The sequence below is a fragment of the Acinetobacter sp. GN11 genome (assembly GCF_054823985.1).
In genome coordinates this window covers 1-16,511 of sequence record NZ_JRVL01000053.1, presented here as the reverse complement: position 1 = coordinate 16,511, position 16,511 = coordinate 1, and the positions used below count along the sequence as shown (strand labels likewise).

13 protein-coding genes and 1 tRNA gene are annotated in these 16,511 nt (G+C 41.6%); 1 reads left to right on the top strand and 13 read right to left on the bottom strand.

The features are described 5' to 3' along the window. Both NL42_RS07005 and NL42_RS07000 read right to left on the bottom strand, forming a co-directional pair. The coding region (locus tag NL42_RS07005) for a Na+/H+ antiporter family protein (RefSeq protein WP_461312241.1) at positions 1–1,403 on the bottom strand (1,403 nt) is incomplete at its 3' end. A gap of 101 nt (positions 1,404–1,504) precedes the next feature. Continuing rightward, positions 1,505–2,383, bottom strand: coding sequence for an alpha/beta fold hydrolase (locus NL42_RS07000; RefSeq protein ID WP_461312240.1), 879 nt, complete (start codon positions 2,381–2,383; stop codon positions 1,505–1,507). Positions 2,384–2,500: 117 nt separating this feature from the next. Between NL42_RS07000 and NL42_RS06995 the strand changes: the two genes are divergently transcribed. After that, positions 2,501–2,986, top strand: a complete 486-nt coding sequence (locus tag NL42_RS06995) for a DUF4442 domain-containing protein (protein ID WP_016139474.1) — start codon at positions 2,501–2,503, stop codon at positions 2,984–2,986. A gap of 45 nt (positions 2,987–3,031) precedes the next feature. Here NL42_RS06995 and NL42_RS06990 read toward each other — a convergent pair whose 3' ends face one another. The 11 genes from NL42_RS06990 to NL42_RS06940 form a co-directional block, all read right to left on the bottom strand. Further along, positions 3,032–3,388, bottom strand: coding sequence for a hypothetical protein (locus NL42_RS06990; protein WP_016139475.1), 357 nt, complete (start codon positions 3,386–3,388; stop codon positions 3,032–3,034). A 204-nt stretch (positions 3,389–3,592) separates the two neighbouring features. After that, complete coding sequence (locus tag NL42_RS06985; protein WP_005301737.1) at positions 3,593–3,958, bottom strand: hypothetical protein; 366 nt, start codon at positions 3,956–3,958, stop codon at positions 3,593–3,595. A gap of 180 nt (positions 3,959–4,138) precedes the next feature. Beyond that, positions 4,139–8,332, bottom strand: a complete 4,194-nt coding sequence (rpoC, locus tag NL42_RS06980) for a DNA-directed RNA polymerase subunit beta' (RefSeq protein WP_003654505.1) — start codon at positions 8,330–8,332, stop codon at positions 4,139–4,141. Between the two features lie 86 nt (positions 8,333–8,418). Further along, positions 8,419–12,507, bottom strand: coding sequence for a DNA-directed RNA polymerase subunit beta (gene rpoB / locus NL42_RS06975; RefSeq protein WP_336170873.1), 4,089 nt, complete (start codon positions 12,505–12,507; stop codon positions 8,419–8,421). A gap of 305 nt (positions 12,508–12,812) precedes the next feature. Beyond that, on the bottom strand, positions 12,813–13,181 hold the full coding sequence (gene rplL / locus NL42_RS06970; protein WP_009393209.1) for a 50S ribosomal protein L7/L12: 369 nt from the start codon (positions 13,179–13,181) through the stop codon (positions 12,813–12,815). Between the two features lie 48 nt (positions 13,182–13,229). Then, on the bottom strand, positions 13,230–13,736 hold the full coding sequence (gene rplJ / locus NL42_RS06965) for a 50S ribosomal protein L10 (RefSeq protein ID WP_016139479.1): 507 nt from the start codon (positions 13,734–13,736) through the stop codon (positions 13,230–13,232). A gap of 315 nt (positions 13,737–14,051) precedes the next feature. Next, positions 14,052–14,747 (bottom strand): 50S ribosomal protein L1, encoded by a 696-nt coding sequence (rplA, locus tag NL42_RS06960; protein ID WP_003654501.1) that lies wholly within the window; start codon positions 14,745–14,747, stop codon positions 14,052–14,054. A gap of 3 nt (positions 14,748–14,750) precedes the next feature. Further along, the gene (gene rplK, locus NL42_RS06955; RefSeq protein WP_016139481.1) at positions 14,751–15,179 is read right to left on the bottom strand and encodes a 50S ribosomal protein L11; all 429 of its coding nucleotides are present in this window, start codon (positions 15,177–15,179) and stop codon (positions 14,751–14,753) included. 109 nt (positions 15,180–15,288) lie between these two features. Beyond that, positions 15,289–15,822 carry a transcription termination/antitermination protein NusG gene (gene nusG, locus NL42_RS06950; protein ID WP_003654499.1) on the bottom strand — a complete coding sequence of 178 codons (534 nt, stop codon included), beginning with the start codon at positions 15,820–15,822 and terminating at the stop codon, positions 15,289–15,291. A 7-nt stretch (positions 15,823–15,829) separates the two neighbouring features. Continuing rightward, positions 15,830–16,270 carry a preprotein translocase subunit SecE gene (gene secE / locus NL42_RS06945; protein ID WP_004640737.1) on the bottom strand — a complete coding sequence of 147 codons (441 nt, stop codon included), beginning with the start codon at positions 16,268–16,270 and terminating at the stop codon, positions 15,830–15,832. A 75-nt stretch (positions 16,271–16,345) separates the two neighbouring features. After that, positions 16,346–16,421: transfer RNA gene (locus NL42_RS06940), tRNA-Trp, on the bottom strand. Positions 16,422–16,511: the final 90 nt, after the last annotated feature.

Below are 16,511 nucleotides of genomic sequence, written 5' to 3'. Positions count from 1 at the left end.
CAGCCAAAAATTAATAGCGGGATATTAAAATGAATAAATGTAGGTACAACCGTATCCCAAATATGGTCATGTTGCCCATCCACACCTAAACCAGCTGTTGGCCCTAAAGTTGAATCAGAAGCTGGAGAGCCTGCATCACCTAATGCTGCTGCTGTCCCAATAAGGGCAATCGTCGCTAATGGTGAAAATCCGAACTGTACGCATAAAGGCACATAAATAACGGCTAATACAGGTACACTTGAGAAAGATGAACCAATACCAATCGTCACAAACAAACCAATACAAAGCATTAAGAAAGCTGCAAGTGCGCGATTATCTCCAATGATTTCAACCACACCTTTTACCAGTTGATTAATATCCCCTGTATGCGTCATTACCGATGCGAAGCCCGCAGCAGAAATCATAATGAAACCCACCAAGGCCATCATTCGCATGCCTTGTACAAAGACATCATCTGCCTCTTGCCACTTAAAAATTCCAGCAGTGGATAGAACAGCAAAACCAACTAAACCACCCAAAATCATTGAACCTGAATAGAGCTGTGCAGCGAGTGTCAGGCCAATTGCAAGCAACGCCATATAGATTGTTTTCTTTGCAATCACGGGCGCTTGCTCTGCCTCATGCTTTAACTCTTCTGCATCTGCTTTTAAGTCAGCTGTTTCATCTTGCGCTGTTGCACGAAGGGGTTTATCTAAATCAATCGTTGTAGTTGGTGTAATAGCGCGATCGGCATAAATTCGCGGTTTACGGTAGCTAATAAATACAGCAACCAAAGTACCTAAAACCATCCCTAAAACTGGAATAGCCATGCCAATTGACATCATGCCACGCTCTACATGCAAGCCATAGGCAGCACCAACTTTGTTGATATTTCCCATCAAAATTTGTTCAAGGAAAATTGCACCAAATCCAACCGGAAGAAAAATATAAGTTCCGACTAAACCTAGTGTAAGCACACAGGCTGCGGCGCGACGGTCTAACTTTAAATGGTTCATTACCCGTAATAATGGCGGAACAAGTACAGGAATAAAGGCAATATGAACCGGAATAAGGTTCTGAGAAAAAATAGCAGCAATCAGTAAAATACCTAACAGTAAATATTTCACTTTAGTCTCGCGGCTTTTTCCCGCTTCCATTCCCAACAAACCGATAAGTTTATGGGCAAGTAAATCAGGTAAACCAGATTTTGAAAGTGCCAGAGCAAATGCCCCTAACACAGCATAGGCAAGTGCAACTTCAGCACCATCGCCAAGACCAGCGTTAAAGGCATCAACGGTTTGAGAAAGGCTTAAACCTGCTACAAGGCCGCCTACAATGGCAGAAACCACTAAAGTCAGGACAACAGAAACGCGCGCCAGTGATAATAAAAACATCACTGCAATCGCAATAACGACAGCATTCATGAATAAATTCAGAGCAAAACAAAAGGCGACATTCTATCAGATTCAGACTTATGAAGCCGAAAATATCGCCGAATTAACAGTTTTATGCAGTCACTCAATGATTAAGCTTGGGCCTTAATAAACTGACGAATATGATCTGCAATTTTTGCCGGCTCACTTAGAATTGCCCAGTGATTTGCTTCAAGCTCAACATATTCAAAATTGTCCACCCACTTTGGCATAGCCTCAGTGATGTATTCAGGGCTCACAAAAGTATCATATTTTAAAATAACTGCTTTAACTGGACATTGCGCATAACGTTGACGAGGACCAGTTAAACGAGGAATAAAATTTGCCCGATATAAATTAATGCCATATTTACCATCTGCATTAATATTATTATTTAAAGGTAAATTACTTTTTCTCTCGAGCTGAGTCAGGACTTTCCCCCATTTTTCAGGGCTAAAAAGAGACCATACTGTTGGTGCTAACAACGGAAGATGAAATGCACCGATATACCAAGATTTGGTTAATATTTTTAAGATTTGACCTGGTGAAGTTTTAAATTTATCACGCAAGAATAAAGCGGCATGGTCAAGACATGGTCCAGAAATGGTTGTATATGATAATAATCGCCCTTTAAATTTAGGCTCAGTCACCGACTCCCAAGATTGAATTGAACCCCAATCATGTGCAGCCATATGAAATTGACGATTTGGTAATAATTCATCTACAACTTCTTTTAAATCTAGAGACAAACGCTCTAAACGGTAATCACGTATACGTTTTGGTATAGATGACAAACCCGCCCCACGTACATCATAGGTGACAATGTAGAAGTCATTAATTAAATGTTCAATGATTGATTCCCATACTTCTTGATTGTCAGGATAACCATGTACTAAAACCAACGGTGTATTTTTTTCGTCGCCCCATGTTTTGGCACAAAGCGTTTGTTGGTCACTTGTTGTTACTGTATGAACTTTTGGCTGCATAATCATTTCCTATCTTGTTTTTCAATCGATCATGTCGTTAGTCGGATAGAGCATTGCCATCAATATAAAAAAGATGATACTTATCTAGTATGAATACTGTTTCAATAAAAAAAATTGACTATTATGGCTATTTTAAGAAGACTTCAGAACAATCCTACGATTTCAAAATTTTTATTTAATCACTACCCACCTTATCGTGGCGCAGGGATTTATATTGAAATCATGAATTTAGATCTTTGTCACGTACGCGTAAAAATGCCTCTGACATGGAAAAACCAAAATTTGGTCGGAACGCATTTCGGGGGCAGTATTTATTCAATGGTTGATCCATTTTATATGATGATTCTTCTGCATCACCTCGGTTCAAAATATATTGTGTGGGATAAAGCTGCTGAAATTAATTTTCTTTCCCCTGGTCGAAGTACGGTACATGCAGATATTCGAGTAGATTTAGCTGAAATTGAGCAAATTCGAGAGCTTGCCGACAACTACGACCCTGTTTTAAGAACTTATCATCTAAACATTTTTGATGAAACTGGGATAAGAATTGCCGAAGTTAAAAAAACGCTTTATATCCGACGTAAAAAAGCAAAACCTTTCCCCCAATAAAAAATAAGCGCTAAAAAGCGCTTATTTTATTCATTCGATACTAAGTTATCTTTTTTCTTCAATCGCTGCACCAGCACCGCCACCAATCGCACCGCCAATTGCAGCACCAGAGTCACCACCCAATATTGCTTTACCCACCACAGAACCGATACCAGCTCCGATCGCGCTCTTAGTCGTAGTTTGCTTACTACCACCTTGAGTATTTGAACCGACACCAGCACCTACTGCTGCGCCTAAGCCCGCACCAACACCACCGCCTACATGATTACCTAAGCCACCACCGAGCGCACCACCTGCTGCTGCTGCGCCAATACGCTGGTCAGATGGACTCATATTTTGACAACCCGTAAACATAAGCGTAGACAACATTAAAGCAGAAACTAATCCAATTGTTTTTTTCATGTCCATACTCCTACTACCTGTTCTAATAAAAAGAATAATACTCTTTTATGAGGAATTTGATCAGATTGTGTTATTCATCTGTCCTAATCGATTGATATTTTGTAAAGCTCTTCTATTTATAATCATCAAGCAAAAATTTAATTATAAAAAAGAAGTCTCTAACAGGTTAAAGACTTCTCGATTTAAATATTATTAGAAATACTTTTAGTACTTCCCTTTCTTCTCTTCATAAGCTGCGCCCGCACTACCACCAAGTGCGCCACCTGTAGCAGCACCAGCGTCACCACCAATGATTGCACCACCTAACACAGCACCAACACCGGCACCAATTGCACTATTACGCACGGTTTTACTACTAGACCCTTTTGCATTGGCTGCAACACCTGCACCAAGTGCCGCTCCTAAACCTGCACCAATATTACCGCCCACATGTTTACCTACAGCACCACCTGCACCACCACCAATCGCAGCCGAACCAATACGTTTACTTTCTGGGCTTGCATTCTGGCAACCAACAAACAAAGTTGTTGACATCAAACCAACACTAACAATCATCATCATTTTTTTCATTAGTTTTACTCCAGTCTTCATAAGCATGCAGCCTAATATGGTTTTGTGGAGTGTTTATCCCGCTTAAGTAATAAAATAATGGCTCTTTAATATGTTTATGTAATTACCACTTTTAATTGTTATAAGTAAATATAAATAAAAAAGGCACCCTGAGGTGCCTTTTTTAGTGCCAGCCTAAACTTAGAATTGTTCTGAGTTTAATGCTTGGCTGAATGCTTGGTCTACTTCGCTGAAGTCATTGTGAAGCTCATGTTCAGCAGCTTCTGCTTCTTGACGACGACGTTCTAGGTGGTATGCAAGACCAGTACCAGCTGGAATCAAGCGACCCACTACAACGTTTTCTTTCAAGCCACGTAAATCATCTTCTTTACCTGTTACAGCCGCTTCAGTTAACACACGAGTTGTTTCCTGGAACGATGCAGCAGAGATGAACGAGTCAGTAGAAAGCGATGCTTTAGTAATACCCATCAATAGACGTTCAAACTTCGCAGGGAACTTGTTCTGAGCCAAGACAGCTTGGTTCTCTTGTACCATGCGGATGTAATCCACTTGCTCGCCTTTGATGAAGCTTGTATCGCCACCATCGGTGATATCAACTTTACGCAACATTTGACGTACGATAACTTCAATATGTTTGTCGTTGATTTTTACACCTTGGAGACGGTATACGTCTTGAACTTCGTTCACGATGTAGTTAGTTAATGCAACTTCGCCTTTCAAACGTAAGATGTCATGCGGGTTTTGTGGACCATCAGAAACAGTTTCACCACGGTTCACATGCTCGCCTTCGAACACGTTGATTTGACGCCATTTTGGAATCAACTCTTCGTAGATCTCAGAACCATCATCAGGGCTAATTACCAAACGGTTTTTACCCTTAGTTTCTTTACCGAAGCTCACAACACCTGAAACTTCAGCAAGAATTGCATGTTCTTTCGGCTTACGTGCTTCGAACAAGTCAGCTACACGCGGAAGACCACCGGTAATATCACGAGTACGTGATGTTTCTTGTGGTACACGACCAATTACGTCACCCACACCAATCGTTTCGCCATCGCGAACAGTTACGATTGTGTTTTGTGGCAAGAAGTAGAACTGTTCGCCGCCATCTGTTGTATCCAACACGATCGCAGGACGTAAATCTTTACCAGAAGCAGGACGAGCTGTTACAGGTAAGATTTCAACAGTAGTCATACCAGTTGCATCATCAGTTTTTGATGTTGCAGTTACGCCATCAGCGATTTGGCTGAAACGTGCTTTACCAGCAACTTCTGTTACTAATGGATGTGTATGCGGATCCCAAGTCGCCACGATACCGCCAGCTTCTACAGATTCACCATCTTTCAACAAGATGCTTGCACCGTAAGGAAGTTTATAGCGCTCGCGTTCACGGCCTAAGTCATCGGCAATACCGATTTCACCTGAACGAGAAACGGAAACCAAGTGACCTTTTGCATGTTGTACAGTTTTCACGTTATGGAAACGTACAGTACCTTTGTTACGTACTTGAACACTGTTTGCAGCAGAAGTTCGGCTCGCAGCACCACCAACGTGGAACGTACGCATTGTTAACTGTGTACCTGGTTCACCAATAGACTGTGCTGCCATTACACCTACTGATTCACCTGGGTTAACCAAGTGACCACGTGCAAGGTCACGGCCATAACATCTAGCACATACACCAAAAGCAGATTCACAAGCAATTACTGAACGTACTTTGACTTCATCCACACCCGCTTCTTCAAGATGAGCTGCGATTTTTTCGTCAATTAACGTACCACGAGGTAATACAACTTCATCATCAGACGCACGACGTACATCTTCAGCCGTTACACGACCCAATACGCGGTCACGTAAAGGTTCGATTACATCGCCACCTTGAATGAACGGAGTCATCACCAAACCACCCGCTGTACCACAGTCAGGCTCGGTAATTACCAAATCTTGCGCTACGTCTACAAGACGACGAGTCAAGTAACCAGAGTTCGCAGTTTTTAATGCTGTATCGGCCAAACCTTTACGCGCACCGTGTGTTGAAATAAAGTACTGAAGTACTGTTAAACCTTCACGGAAGTTCGCTTTAATTGGCGTTTCGATAATCGAACCGTCCGGTTTTGCCATCAAGCCACGCATACCAGCAAGCTGACGAATCTGTGCCGCACTACCACGGGCACCAGAGTCAGACATCATATAGATGCTGTTGAATGATTTTTGCTTCTCGTCTTCACCTTGTTTGTTTTTCACAACGGTATAAGACAAGTTATCCATCATTGCTTTAGCAACTTGGTCGTTTGTACGCGCCCAGATATCGACAACTTTGTTATAACGCTCACCAGCAGTTACGAAACCTTGTTCGAACTGTTGTTCGATTTCACGAACTTCTGTTTCTGCTTTGTCAATAATTGTGTGCTTAGTAGGTGGAATGAGCATGTCTTCCATACCTACAGATACACCTGAACGAGTCGCTTGACGGAAGCCCAAGTACATCAATTGGTCAGCAAAGATAACTGTATCTTTCAAACCAAGTTTACGGTAACAAGAGTTGATTAACTTAGAGATGTTCTTTTTAGTCATCTCAAGGTTGATCATGTCAAAGCTTAAGCCTTGTGGAACAACTTCCCAAAGCAAACAGCGACCTGGTGTTGTTTCAACAATAATAGTTCCGTGTTCACGTTCACCATCTTCATTGATAACAGTTTGATGCACACGTACTTTAACACGAGCATGAATCGCAACCTGACCAGTTGCAAGTGCACGGTTTACTTCGTGAGTATCAGCAAACACCATGCCTTCGCCTTTAGCATTGATCGCATCACGTGTGATGTAATAAAGGCCTAAGACAACGTCCTGAGAAGGAACGATGATCGGCTCACCATTTGCTGGTGACAAGATGTTGTTTGTTGACATCATCAATGCACGAGCTTCTAACTGTGCTTCAAGTGTCAATGGAACGTGTACCGCCATTTGGTCACCGTCGAAGTCGGCGTTAAACGCAGCACAAACGAGTGGGTGAAGACGGATTGCCTTACCTTCAATAAGGATAGGCTCAAATGCTTGAAGACCTAAACGGTGAAGTGTTGGCGCACGGTTCAACATGACTGGATGTTGACGAATTACAGAAGCAAGAACGTCCCAAACTTCTGGAGTCTCACGCTCAACCATTTTCTTCGCAGCTTTAATGGTTGTTGCCTGACCTGAAGCTTGTAGTTTCGCGAAAATGAATGGCTTGAATAATTCAAGTGCCATTTTCTTCGGAAGACCACATTGGTGAAGACGTAAAGTAGGACCTACAGTAATTACCGAACGACCAGAATAGTCAACACGCTTACCAAGTAAGTTCTGACGGAAACGACCTTGTTTACCTTTGATCATATCTGCCAAAGATTTTAACGGACGTTTGTTAGAACCAGTAATTGCACGACCACGACGACCGTTATCAAGCAATGCATCTACAGACTCTTGTAACATACGTTTTTCGTTACGTACGATAATGTCTGGTGCTGCGAGATCAAGAAGACGCTTCAAACGGTTGTTACGGTTAATGACACGACGATATAAATCGTTCAAGTCAGAAGTCGCGAAACGACCACCTTCAAGTGGAACTAATGGACGTAAATCAGGTGGAAGTACAGGAAGTACATTCATCACCATCCATTCTGGCTTGTTGTTTGAATCGTTGAATGCTTCCATCAATTTCAAGCGCTTAGACGCTTTTTTCAACTTCGTTTCAGAAGTTGTTTGAGGAATTTCTTCACGTAAACGTGCGATTTCAGCTTCAAGATCGATATCTTTTAATAAGTCCTGAATCGCTTCTGCACCCATTTTCGCAGTGAATTCATCACCGTGTTCTTCAAGCGCATTGAAGTATTCTTCGTCTGTTAAAAGTTGATACTTTTCAAACGGAGTCATACCAGGATCAGTTACAACGTATGATTCGAAATACAATACACGTTCGATATCACGAAGCGTCATATCAAGTAATAAACCGATACGAGATGGTAACGATTTTAAGAACCAGATATGTGCAACTGGAGAAGCGAGTTCAATGTGACCCATACGTTCACGACGAACTTTCGCTGTAGTTACTTCAACGCCACATTTTTCACAAATGACGCCTTTGTATTTCATACGCTTGTATTTACCACACAAGCATTCGTAATCTTTTACTGGACCAAAAATTTTGGCACAGAACAAACCGTCACGTTCTGGTTTAAAAGTACGATAGTTAATTGTCTCAGGTTTTTTAACTTCACCATGAGACCATGACTTAATCATTTCTGGTGACGCAAGACCAATACGGATACGGTCAAACTCAATTGGTGCATGACCATCTGAGTCCGTTTTCTTACGCATGATATCGAGCAAGTCTTTCAATTTTTTTCTCCGTGTGTCGGGAAGCAACGCTTACCCGACTGGGTCACAAATATTGTTTTTTCCTAAAAAATCGTGAGTCTTACGACTTAGTCACCATTTTTCAGTTCAATGTTGATACCTAAAGAACGGATCTCTTTGGTCAATACGTTGAACGATTCAGGCATACCTGGATCCATATAATGGTTACCATCTACAATATTCTTATAGATACGTGTACGACCTTCAACGTCATCCGACTTAACAGTTAACATCTCTTGAAGAGTATATGCTGCACCGTAAGCTTCGAGTGCCCAAACCTCCATCTCACCGAAACGCTGACCACCGAACTGTGCTTTACCACCAAGCGGTTGCTGTGTAACAAGTGAGTAAGAACCAGTTGAACGCGCATGCATTTTGTCATCAACCAAGTGGTTCAATTTGAGCATGTACATGTAACCTACAGTTACAGGACGATCAAACTGCTCACCCGTACGACCATCAAACAATACTGTTTGACCAGTACGTGAAATGTCAGCTAATTCAAGTAAGTCTTTAATTTGGCTTTCTTCAGCACCATCAAATACAGGAGTAGCTAAAGGCACACCAGCACGTAAGTTGCCAGAAAGAGCTAAAACTTCAGCATCAGTTAAGCTATCAAGATCTTCTTGCTCGCCACCGACTTTGTTATAAATCTTGTCTAAGAATTCGCGAAGTTCTAAAACTGTACGCTGTTCTTTCAACATTTTTTCGATTTTATCGCCAAGCCCTTTAGCTGCCATACCCAAGTGAGTCTCAAGAATCTGACCCACGTTCATACGAGATGGTACACCCAATGGGTTCAATACGATATCTACCGGTACACCGTTAGCATCGTGTGGCATGTCTTCAACAGGTAAAATGTTAGATACAACACCTTTGTTACCGTGACGACCAGCCATTTTATCACCAGGCTGAATGCGACGTTTAACAGCTAGGTAAACTTTAACAACTTTAAGAACACCTGTTGTTAACTCATCGCCAGTCGAAAGCTTACGTTTCTTCTCTGCAAACTTCTCATCAATTTCTGCGCTCTTCTCTTTCAAGAACACTTGAATTTGAGATAAACGTTCAGCAATTGCTTCGTCTGTAGGTTGGATTTCAAGTAAGTCAACAAGCTCTAAACCAGACAACATACCTTCAACGAGCTTATCGCCACGTTTAGTCGAACCACCGCCGTTAGACTCTTGGCCATTAAGCAAACGAATCACACGCTCACGAGCTGCTTCTTCAAAGATCTTGTATTCTTCTTTCAAGTCTTTACGGTAAGCATCAAGCTGTGCTTTTTCAATTGCCATCGCACGGTCATCTTTCTCTAAGCCATCACGAGTGAAGACTTGAACATCGATAACTGTACCTTTAGTACCAGATGGAACACGTAAAGATGAGTCTTTAACGTCAGCTGCTTTCTCACCGAAGATGGCACGAAGCAATTTTTCTTCAGGAGTTAACTGAGTTTCACCTTTAGGCGTTACTTTACCAACAAGGATGTCACCAGCAGTAACTTCCGCACCGATATAAACGATACCCGATTCATCAAGTTTAGAAAGTGCAGCTTCACCTACGTTAGGAATATCGGCAGTAATTTCTTCTGCACCCAACTTAGTATCACGCGCTACACATGATAATTCTTGAATATGAATAGAAGTTAAACGGTCTTCTTGAAGTACGCGCTCAGATAACAAGATCGAGTCTTCATAGTTGTAACCATTCCACGTCATGAACGCTACACGCATGTTTTGACCAAGCGCAAGCTCACCCATATCTGTTGACGGACCGTCTGCCAAGATGTCACCGCGAGCAACTTTGTCGCCCAAATTCACGATAATATTTTGGTTGATACAAGTGTTTTGGTTAGAACGTGTATATTTAATGAGGTTGTAAATATCTACACCAGCCTCACCTGCAATCATTTCATCTTCGTTTACACGAATAACGATACGAGAAGCATCTACATATTCAATCGCACCACCACGGTTAGCGATCACACATACACCTGAGTCACGCGCAACGTTCGCTTCCATACCTGTACCTACAAGCGGTTTATCCGCACGTAGAGTAGGAACAGCCTGACGTTGCATGTTTGAACCCATCAATGCACGGTTCGCATCATCGTGTTCAAGGAATGGAATAAGTGATGCAGCTACAGATACAACCTGCTGTGCAGATACATCCATATGCGTCACTTTTTCAGGTGAGATACGTACAAATTCACCTTGATGACGAACAGAAACTAAATCTTCTGTTAAGTTACCATCTTTATCTAATGCAGAATCGGCCTGTGCAATAACAGTACCCACTTCTTCAATAGCAGAAAGGTATTCAACAGCATCAGTTACTCGGCCATCTACCACTTTACGGTAAGGTGTTTCCAAGAAACCAAAATCATTTGCTTTTGCATAAACAGAAAGCGAGTTGATCAAACCAATGTTTGGACCTTCCGGCGTTTCAATTGGACATACACGACCGTAGTGAGTTTGATGTACGTCACGTACTTCAAAGCCTGCACGTTCACGCGTTAAACCACCAGGTCCAAGCGCTGAAACACGACGTTTATGTGTAATCTCAGATAATGGGTTGTTTTGATCCATAAACTGAGACAATTGGCTTGAACCAAAGAATTCTTTGATTGCAGCTGCAACTGGTTTTGCGTTAATTAGATCTTGCGGAGATAAATTATCTGTTTCTGCTTGGCTTAAACGCTCTTTAACAGCACGTTCAACACGAACCAAACCAACACGGAATTGGTTTTCAGTCATTTCACCAACAGAACGTACACGACGGTTACCCAAGTGATCGATATCATCGACTTCACCTTTACCGTTACGGATTTCAACTAATGTACGTAATACATCGATGATATCTTCGTGCGATAAAATACCTTCTACTTCACGTGACTTCTGATCAGTACCAACTTCGTATGGACGACCCAAACGACGGTTAAACTTCATACGACCTACTGGAGATAAGTCATAACGTTCAGAAGAGAAGAATAAATTATTAAATAAGTTTTCAGCAGCTTCTTTTGTTGGTGGCTCGCCTGGACGCATTACTTTATAGATTTCAACTAATGCTTCTTCACGACCAGATGTTGTGTCAGCACGTAATGAGTCAGCAACAAATGAACCACGGTCAATATCGTTCGTAAACAAGATATTGAACTGTTTAACACCGCCTTCTGCAAGTTTCACCATAACTTCATGGCTTAACAATGTATTTGCAGCAATCACATCACCATTACGTAAAGTAATATCTTCGGCAGTGATACGCTCATACAAGTACTCATCAGGAACTGATAGCTTAGCTAAACCAGAAGCTTCCATTTGACGTACGTGACGTGCATTAATACGTTTACCTTGCTCAACAATGATTTTGCCATCATTATCTGCAATATCAAATTGCGCCATTTCGCCACGCAGACGATCTGGAACGAGGTCAATTTGATAGCTACCCATATCAAGATATACAGGCACTTTTTCATAGAACAAATTCAAGATTTGTTCATTGTTATAACCCAATGCACGCAATACAACAGTTGCTAGTAATTTACGACGACGGTCAATACGTACATAAACTAAATCTTTTGCATCAAATTCGAAATCTAACCATGAACCACGGTAAGGAATAATACGTGCAGAATAAAGTACTTTACCACTTGAATGTGTTTTGCCTTTATCGTGATCAAAGAACACACCAGGTGAACGGTGTAATTGAGATACGATTACACGCTCAGTACCATTGATCACAAAGGTACCATTGTCTGTCATGAGTGGCATTTCACCCATATAGACTTCTTGTTCACGTACGTCTTTAATTGATTTAGTTTCGCGATCTTTAATAATCAAACGAATTTTTACGCGCATTGGTGCCGCATAAGTCGAACCACGTAAAATACATTCACGCACATCAAACTCAGGCTTACCAAGGCTATACTCAACAAATTCTAAAGCAGCATTGCCAGAATAACTTTCTATAGGGAAAACTGAACGAAATGCGGCTTGGAGACCGATATCTTCGCGGTTTTTTGGAGTTTTGCCACCTTGCAAGAACGTTCTATACGAATCGACCTGAATCGAAAGTAAGTACGGTGCTTCCATTACTTGGGGCAATTTACCAAAATTCTTACGGATCCGTTTCTTTTCGGTATATGAGTATGCCATCTGGAGTCCTCGGAAAGTAAACCAAGCCCGCCTGCAGAACGGGCTCAGAAGGAATTACACAGGCCGATATGGCCACCACTGTTTACAAATGCTGCAATTTTTAGTGGTATTAAAACGCTTAACAATATTTTTTAAAAATAAAAATATTGGTAAACATTTGAAATTACTTTGATTATTCTGAAATATAACATTTATTGTACAGAACAAACAAAAATCGAGCCGATTATTGTAACGCAAAAAGGCTGATGACCCAAGAGCCATCAGCCATTTTATGGAGCCGATTTAAAAACCGACTCCTTTTACAATTACTTAAGTGTAACTGTAGCACCAGCTTCTTCAAGTTTCTTCTTAAGTTCTTCGCCTTCTTCTTTAGAAATGCCTTCTTTAAGAACTTGTGGAGCACCTTCAACTAGGTCTTTAGCTTCTTTAAGACCAAGGCCAGTTGCTTCACGAACTGCTTTAATTACAGCTACTTTGTTAGCACCAAAAGAAGTCAACTCAACGTTGAATTCAGTTTGTTCTTCAGCAGCAGCAGCGCCTGCAGCAGGAGCAGCTACAGCTACAGCAGCAGCAGATACGTTGAATTTTTCTTCAAAAGCAGAAATAAGTTCAACAAGTTCAAGAACAGTTTTTTCAGCAACTGCGTTTAGGATTTCTTCGTTTGTTAAAGCCATGAGATTAACTCCAAATGGGTATTGAATGGTGTGGAAGTAGATTTGAGCTTAAGCAGCTTCTGACTCGTTTTTCTCTTGAAGCGCTGTAAGTAAGCGACCCAATTTCGAAATAGGAGCTTGAAGAACAGATGCGAGCATAGTAAGCGCTTTTTCTTGGTTTGGAAGATTTGCGATAACGCTAACTTCAGCACCTTGATAAAGTTTGCCGTCAAATGCAGCAGCTTTTAATTCAAATGCTTTGTTAGTTTTAGCAAATTCTTCAAACAAGCGTGCAGCTGCACCCATATCGTCTTCAGAAGTTGAGAATGCTAAGATTGTTGGGCCAACAAGGTTGTCATTCAAGATTGCAAATTGCGTATCTTGAAGAGCACGTTTAGCCAAAGTGTTACGCACAACGCGTGTAGCAACACCTAGTTTACGAGCTTCAACACGAAGAGTAGTTAATTGCTCAACGGTTAAACCTTGATAGTCAGCAACAACGGCAGCGAACGCTGTAGAAGCAGTTTGAGCCACTTCAGCAACGATCTGTTTTTTGCTTTCAATAAGAAGAGCCATTGTAAAACCTCCTAACGGTGATTTATGTACTCAAAAAAGTACACTCCCAATTCGCAAGTCAACAAGGATTTGACTTGCACGCGGAGGAGGAATAAATCACACCACCGCGTCTACGCAGGCTGGGCTATTAAGAAGATATTCAAAAGAAGTCTCTTCGCCTGTGGTCTTTGACGCTGATAAATTTACATTTATCAATTCAAAGTCCGCCTGATGAGTGAGGAAACAAAGCATTACTTTGAATGGGTGTAAAAAATCTATGATTCTTTACACCCTGCCCTCAATCAGGACTTTAAAATTCTTTACTAAGTTTAAAACTTAGTTAGAAACGTTGCTTACATCAACAGTAAGACCAGGACCCATAGTTGAGCTCAAAGTGATCTTTTTGATGTATACACCTTTAGAAGTTGCAGGTTTTAACTTTTTCAAGTCAGCAACTAAGGTTTCAACGTTTTGACGGATAGCAGCAGCATCAAAGCCTAACTGACCGATCGCAGCATGGATAATACCCGCTTTGTCTACACGGTAACGAGCCTGACCAGATTTAGCGTTTTTAACAGCATTCGCTACATCAGGAGTTACAGTACCAACTTTAGGGTTTGGCATTAAACCACGTGGACCAAGGATTGTACCGAGCTTACCAACAACACGCATAGCGTCAGGAGCAGCGATTACAACATCAAAGTTAAGGTTGCCACCTTGGATGCTTTCAGCAAGGTCATCAAAACCTACGATGTCTGCACCAGCTTCTTTAGCAGCTTCTGCTTGCGCACCTTGAGCAAATACCGCTACACGTACAGTTTTACCAGTACCAGCAGGTAACGTAGTCGCACCACGAACAACCTGATCAGATTTACGCGGGTCTACACCAAGATTTACAGCTACATCTAAAGATTCTTTGAACTTCGCAGCAGGTAAGCTGTTAAGAACTTGCACCGCTTCTTCCAAAGTGTAAACTTTGTTTGCTTCAACAGCAGCAGCAATGGCTTTTTGACGTTTAGTTAACTTTGCCATGTCTTATAGCTCCACTTCCAAGCCCATAGAACGCGCAGAACCAGCAATGGTACGTACACGTGCGTCTAAATCAGCACCAGTTAAATCTGGTTCTTTAGTAGTCGCAATTTCTTCTAACTGAGCACGAGTCAACTTACCAACTTTAGTTTTGTTTGGTACAGCAGAACCCTTTTGGATACCAGCAGCTTTCTTAAGAAGAATAGAAGCTGGAGGAGTTTTCATGATGAATGTGAACGACTTGTCGTTGTACACAGTAATCACTACAGGAATTGGAAGACCTTGTTCAACTTTTTGTGTAGCAGCATTGAATTCTTTACAGAATGCCATGATGTTTACACCACGTTGACCTAATGCAGGACCAATTGGTGGAGATGGATTTGCTTTACCAGCTGGAACTTGCAGCTTGATATAGCCGTCAATCTTCTTAGCCATTTTAAAATACCTCTGGGTACAAACGCCGCTAGGCTCCCCAATCTTTACGATACACTTCTATTACAACAACAATGCCCGATAAAATCGGGCGCTTTTCAACCAATTAAGATTAAATCGTTTTTTCGACTTGGCGAAATTCGAGTTCAACCTGAGTTGGTCGATTAAATACGTTAATCGTCAACGTTAAACGTGACTTTTCGTATTGAACTTCTTCCACCACACCTTTAAAGTCTGTGAAGGGACCGTCAATAACAAGTAATTCTTCACCTGGCTCAAACATCGTCTTAGGACGTGGTGCTTCACCTGTATTACGCACACGCGCAAGAATCGCATCTGCTTCACGCTGAGTGATTGGTGCTGGTTTTTCAGGTGTACCACCAATGAAACCTAGAACCTTTGGACATTCTTTAACGATATGCCAAGTATCATCATTCATTTCCATTTCGACTAACACATAGCCTGGAAAGAATTTGCGTTCAGATTTACGTTTCTTACCATCCTTCATTTCTACCACTTCTTCGGTAGGAACAAGGACATCACCAAAGCTATCAGCAACAGCGCTACGCTGGATTCGTTCTGTAAGTGAACGTAACACTTGTTTTTCATAACCAGAGTAGGCATGAATAATGTACCAACGTTTCATAGCTCTTTTACCCGATAATCAACTTAATTAACCAACCCAAACCATAGTCAAAACACCATAAAACCAATGATGCAACAACTACAACCAATAGAACCTGCCACGATGTAGTGACTGTTTCTTGTTTTGTTGGCCAAGTTACTCGACGCAATTCGACTCGTGCATCTTTTAGCAAACGAACGAAGCCTTTACCTTGATGGGTGGCGTATAATAAACCTAAAGCCACAACGATACAAGCAAAAATTGCCCCAACGCGCACCCAGATATTATTGGCAGGCGCCCAATGCGCTGGTAAATACTGATTCGCCATAACAGCTAAAACCAATAATGCAATCGCAATCACCCATAGAACAATATCTAGAGGCGAACCAGAACGAACAACTTCAGCAGAATTATTTCTTTGAGGAATTGGCGCGTCGCTCAATGCGTCGCGCGATTTATCATTCGACATTTTTGTACTCGTCGTAGAACTCGCGACTTATTATATGAACAACTAAGCCAGCATCAAGCTTTTTATTTCAAAATATGGCAGGCCAGGAGGGACTCGAACCCCCAACATTCGGTTTTGGAGACCGACGCTCTACCAATTGAACTACTGACCTATAATGCAAGTTGAGAGCCAAAGCCCTCAACCTGAGACGTAATCCGCCACTATATTATGCTTATGCAGTTACTTTCGCAACAACACCAGC

Excerpts from the sequence above, each read along its gene's own strand:
- NL42_RS07000 (WP_461312240.1), bottom strand. The coding sequence starts at position 2,383 with ATGATTATGCAGCCAAAAGTTCATACAGTAACAACAAGTGACCAACAA.
- NL42_RS06995 (WP_016139474.1), top strand. The coding sequence starts at position 2,501 with ATGGCTATTTTAAGAAGACTTCAGAACAATCCTACGATTTCAAAATTT.
- NL42_RS06990 (WP_016139475.1), bottom strand. The coding sequence starts at position 3,388 with ATGAAAAAAACAATTGGATTAGTTTCTGCTTTAATGTTGTCTACGCTT.
- NL42_RS06985 (WP_005301737.1), bottom strand. The coding sequence starts at position 3,958 with ATGAAAAAAATGATGATGATTGTTAGTGTTGGTTTGATGTCAACAACT.
- rpoB (WP_336170873.1), bottom strand. The coding sequence starts at position 12,507 with ATGGCATACTCATATACCGAAAAGAAACGGATCCGTAAGAATTTTGGT.
- rplL (WP_009393209.1), bottom strand. The coding sequence starts at position 13,181 with ATGGCTTTAACAAACGAAGAAATCCTAAACGCAGTTGCTGAAAAAACT.
- rplJ (WP_016139479.1), bottom strand. The coding sequence starts at position 13,736 with ATGGCTCTTCTTATTGAAAGCAAAAAACAGATCGTTGCTGAAGTGGCT.
- rplA (WP_003654501.1), bottom strand. The coding sequence starts at position 14,747 with ATGGCAAAGTTAACTAAACGTCAAAAAGCCATTGCTGCTGCTGTTGAA.
- rplK (WP_016139481.1), bottom strand. The coding sequence starts at position 15,179 with ATGGCTAAGAAGATTGACGGCTATATCAAGCTGCAAGTTCCAGCTGGT.
- nusG (WP_003654499.1), bottom strand. The coding sequence starts at position 15,822 with ATGAAACGTTGGTACATTATTCATGCCTACTCTGGTTATGAAAAACAA.
- secE (WP_004640737.1), bottom strand. The coding sequence starts at position 16,270 with ATGTCGAATGATAAATCGCGCGACGCATTGAGCGACGCGCCAATTCCT.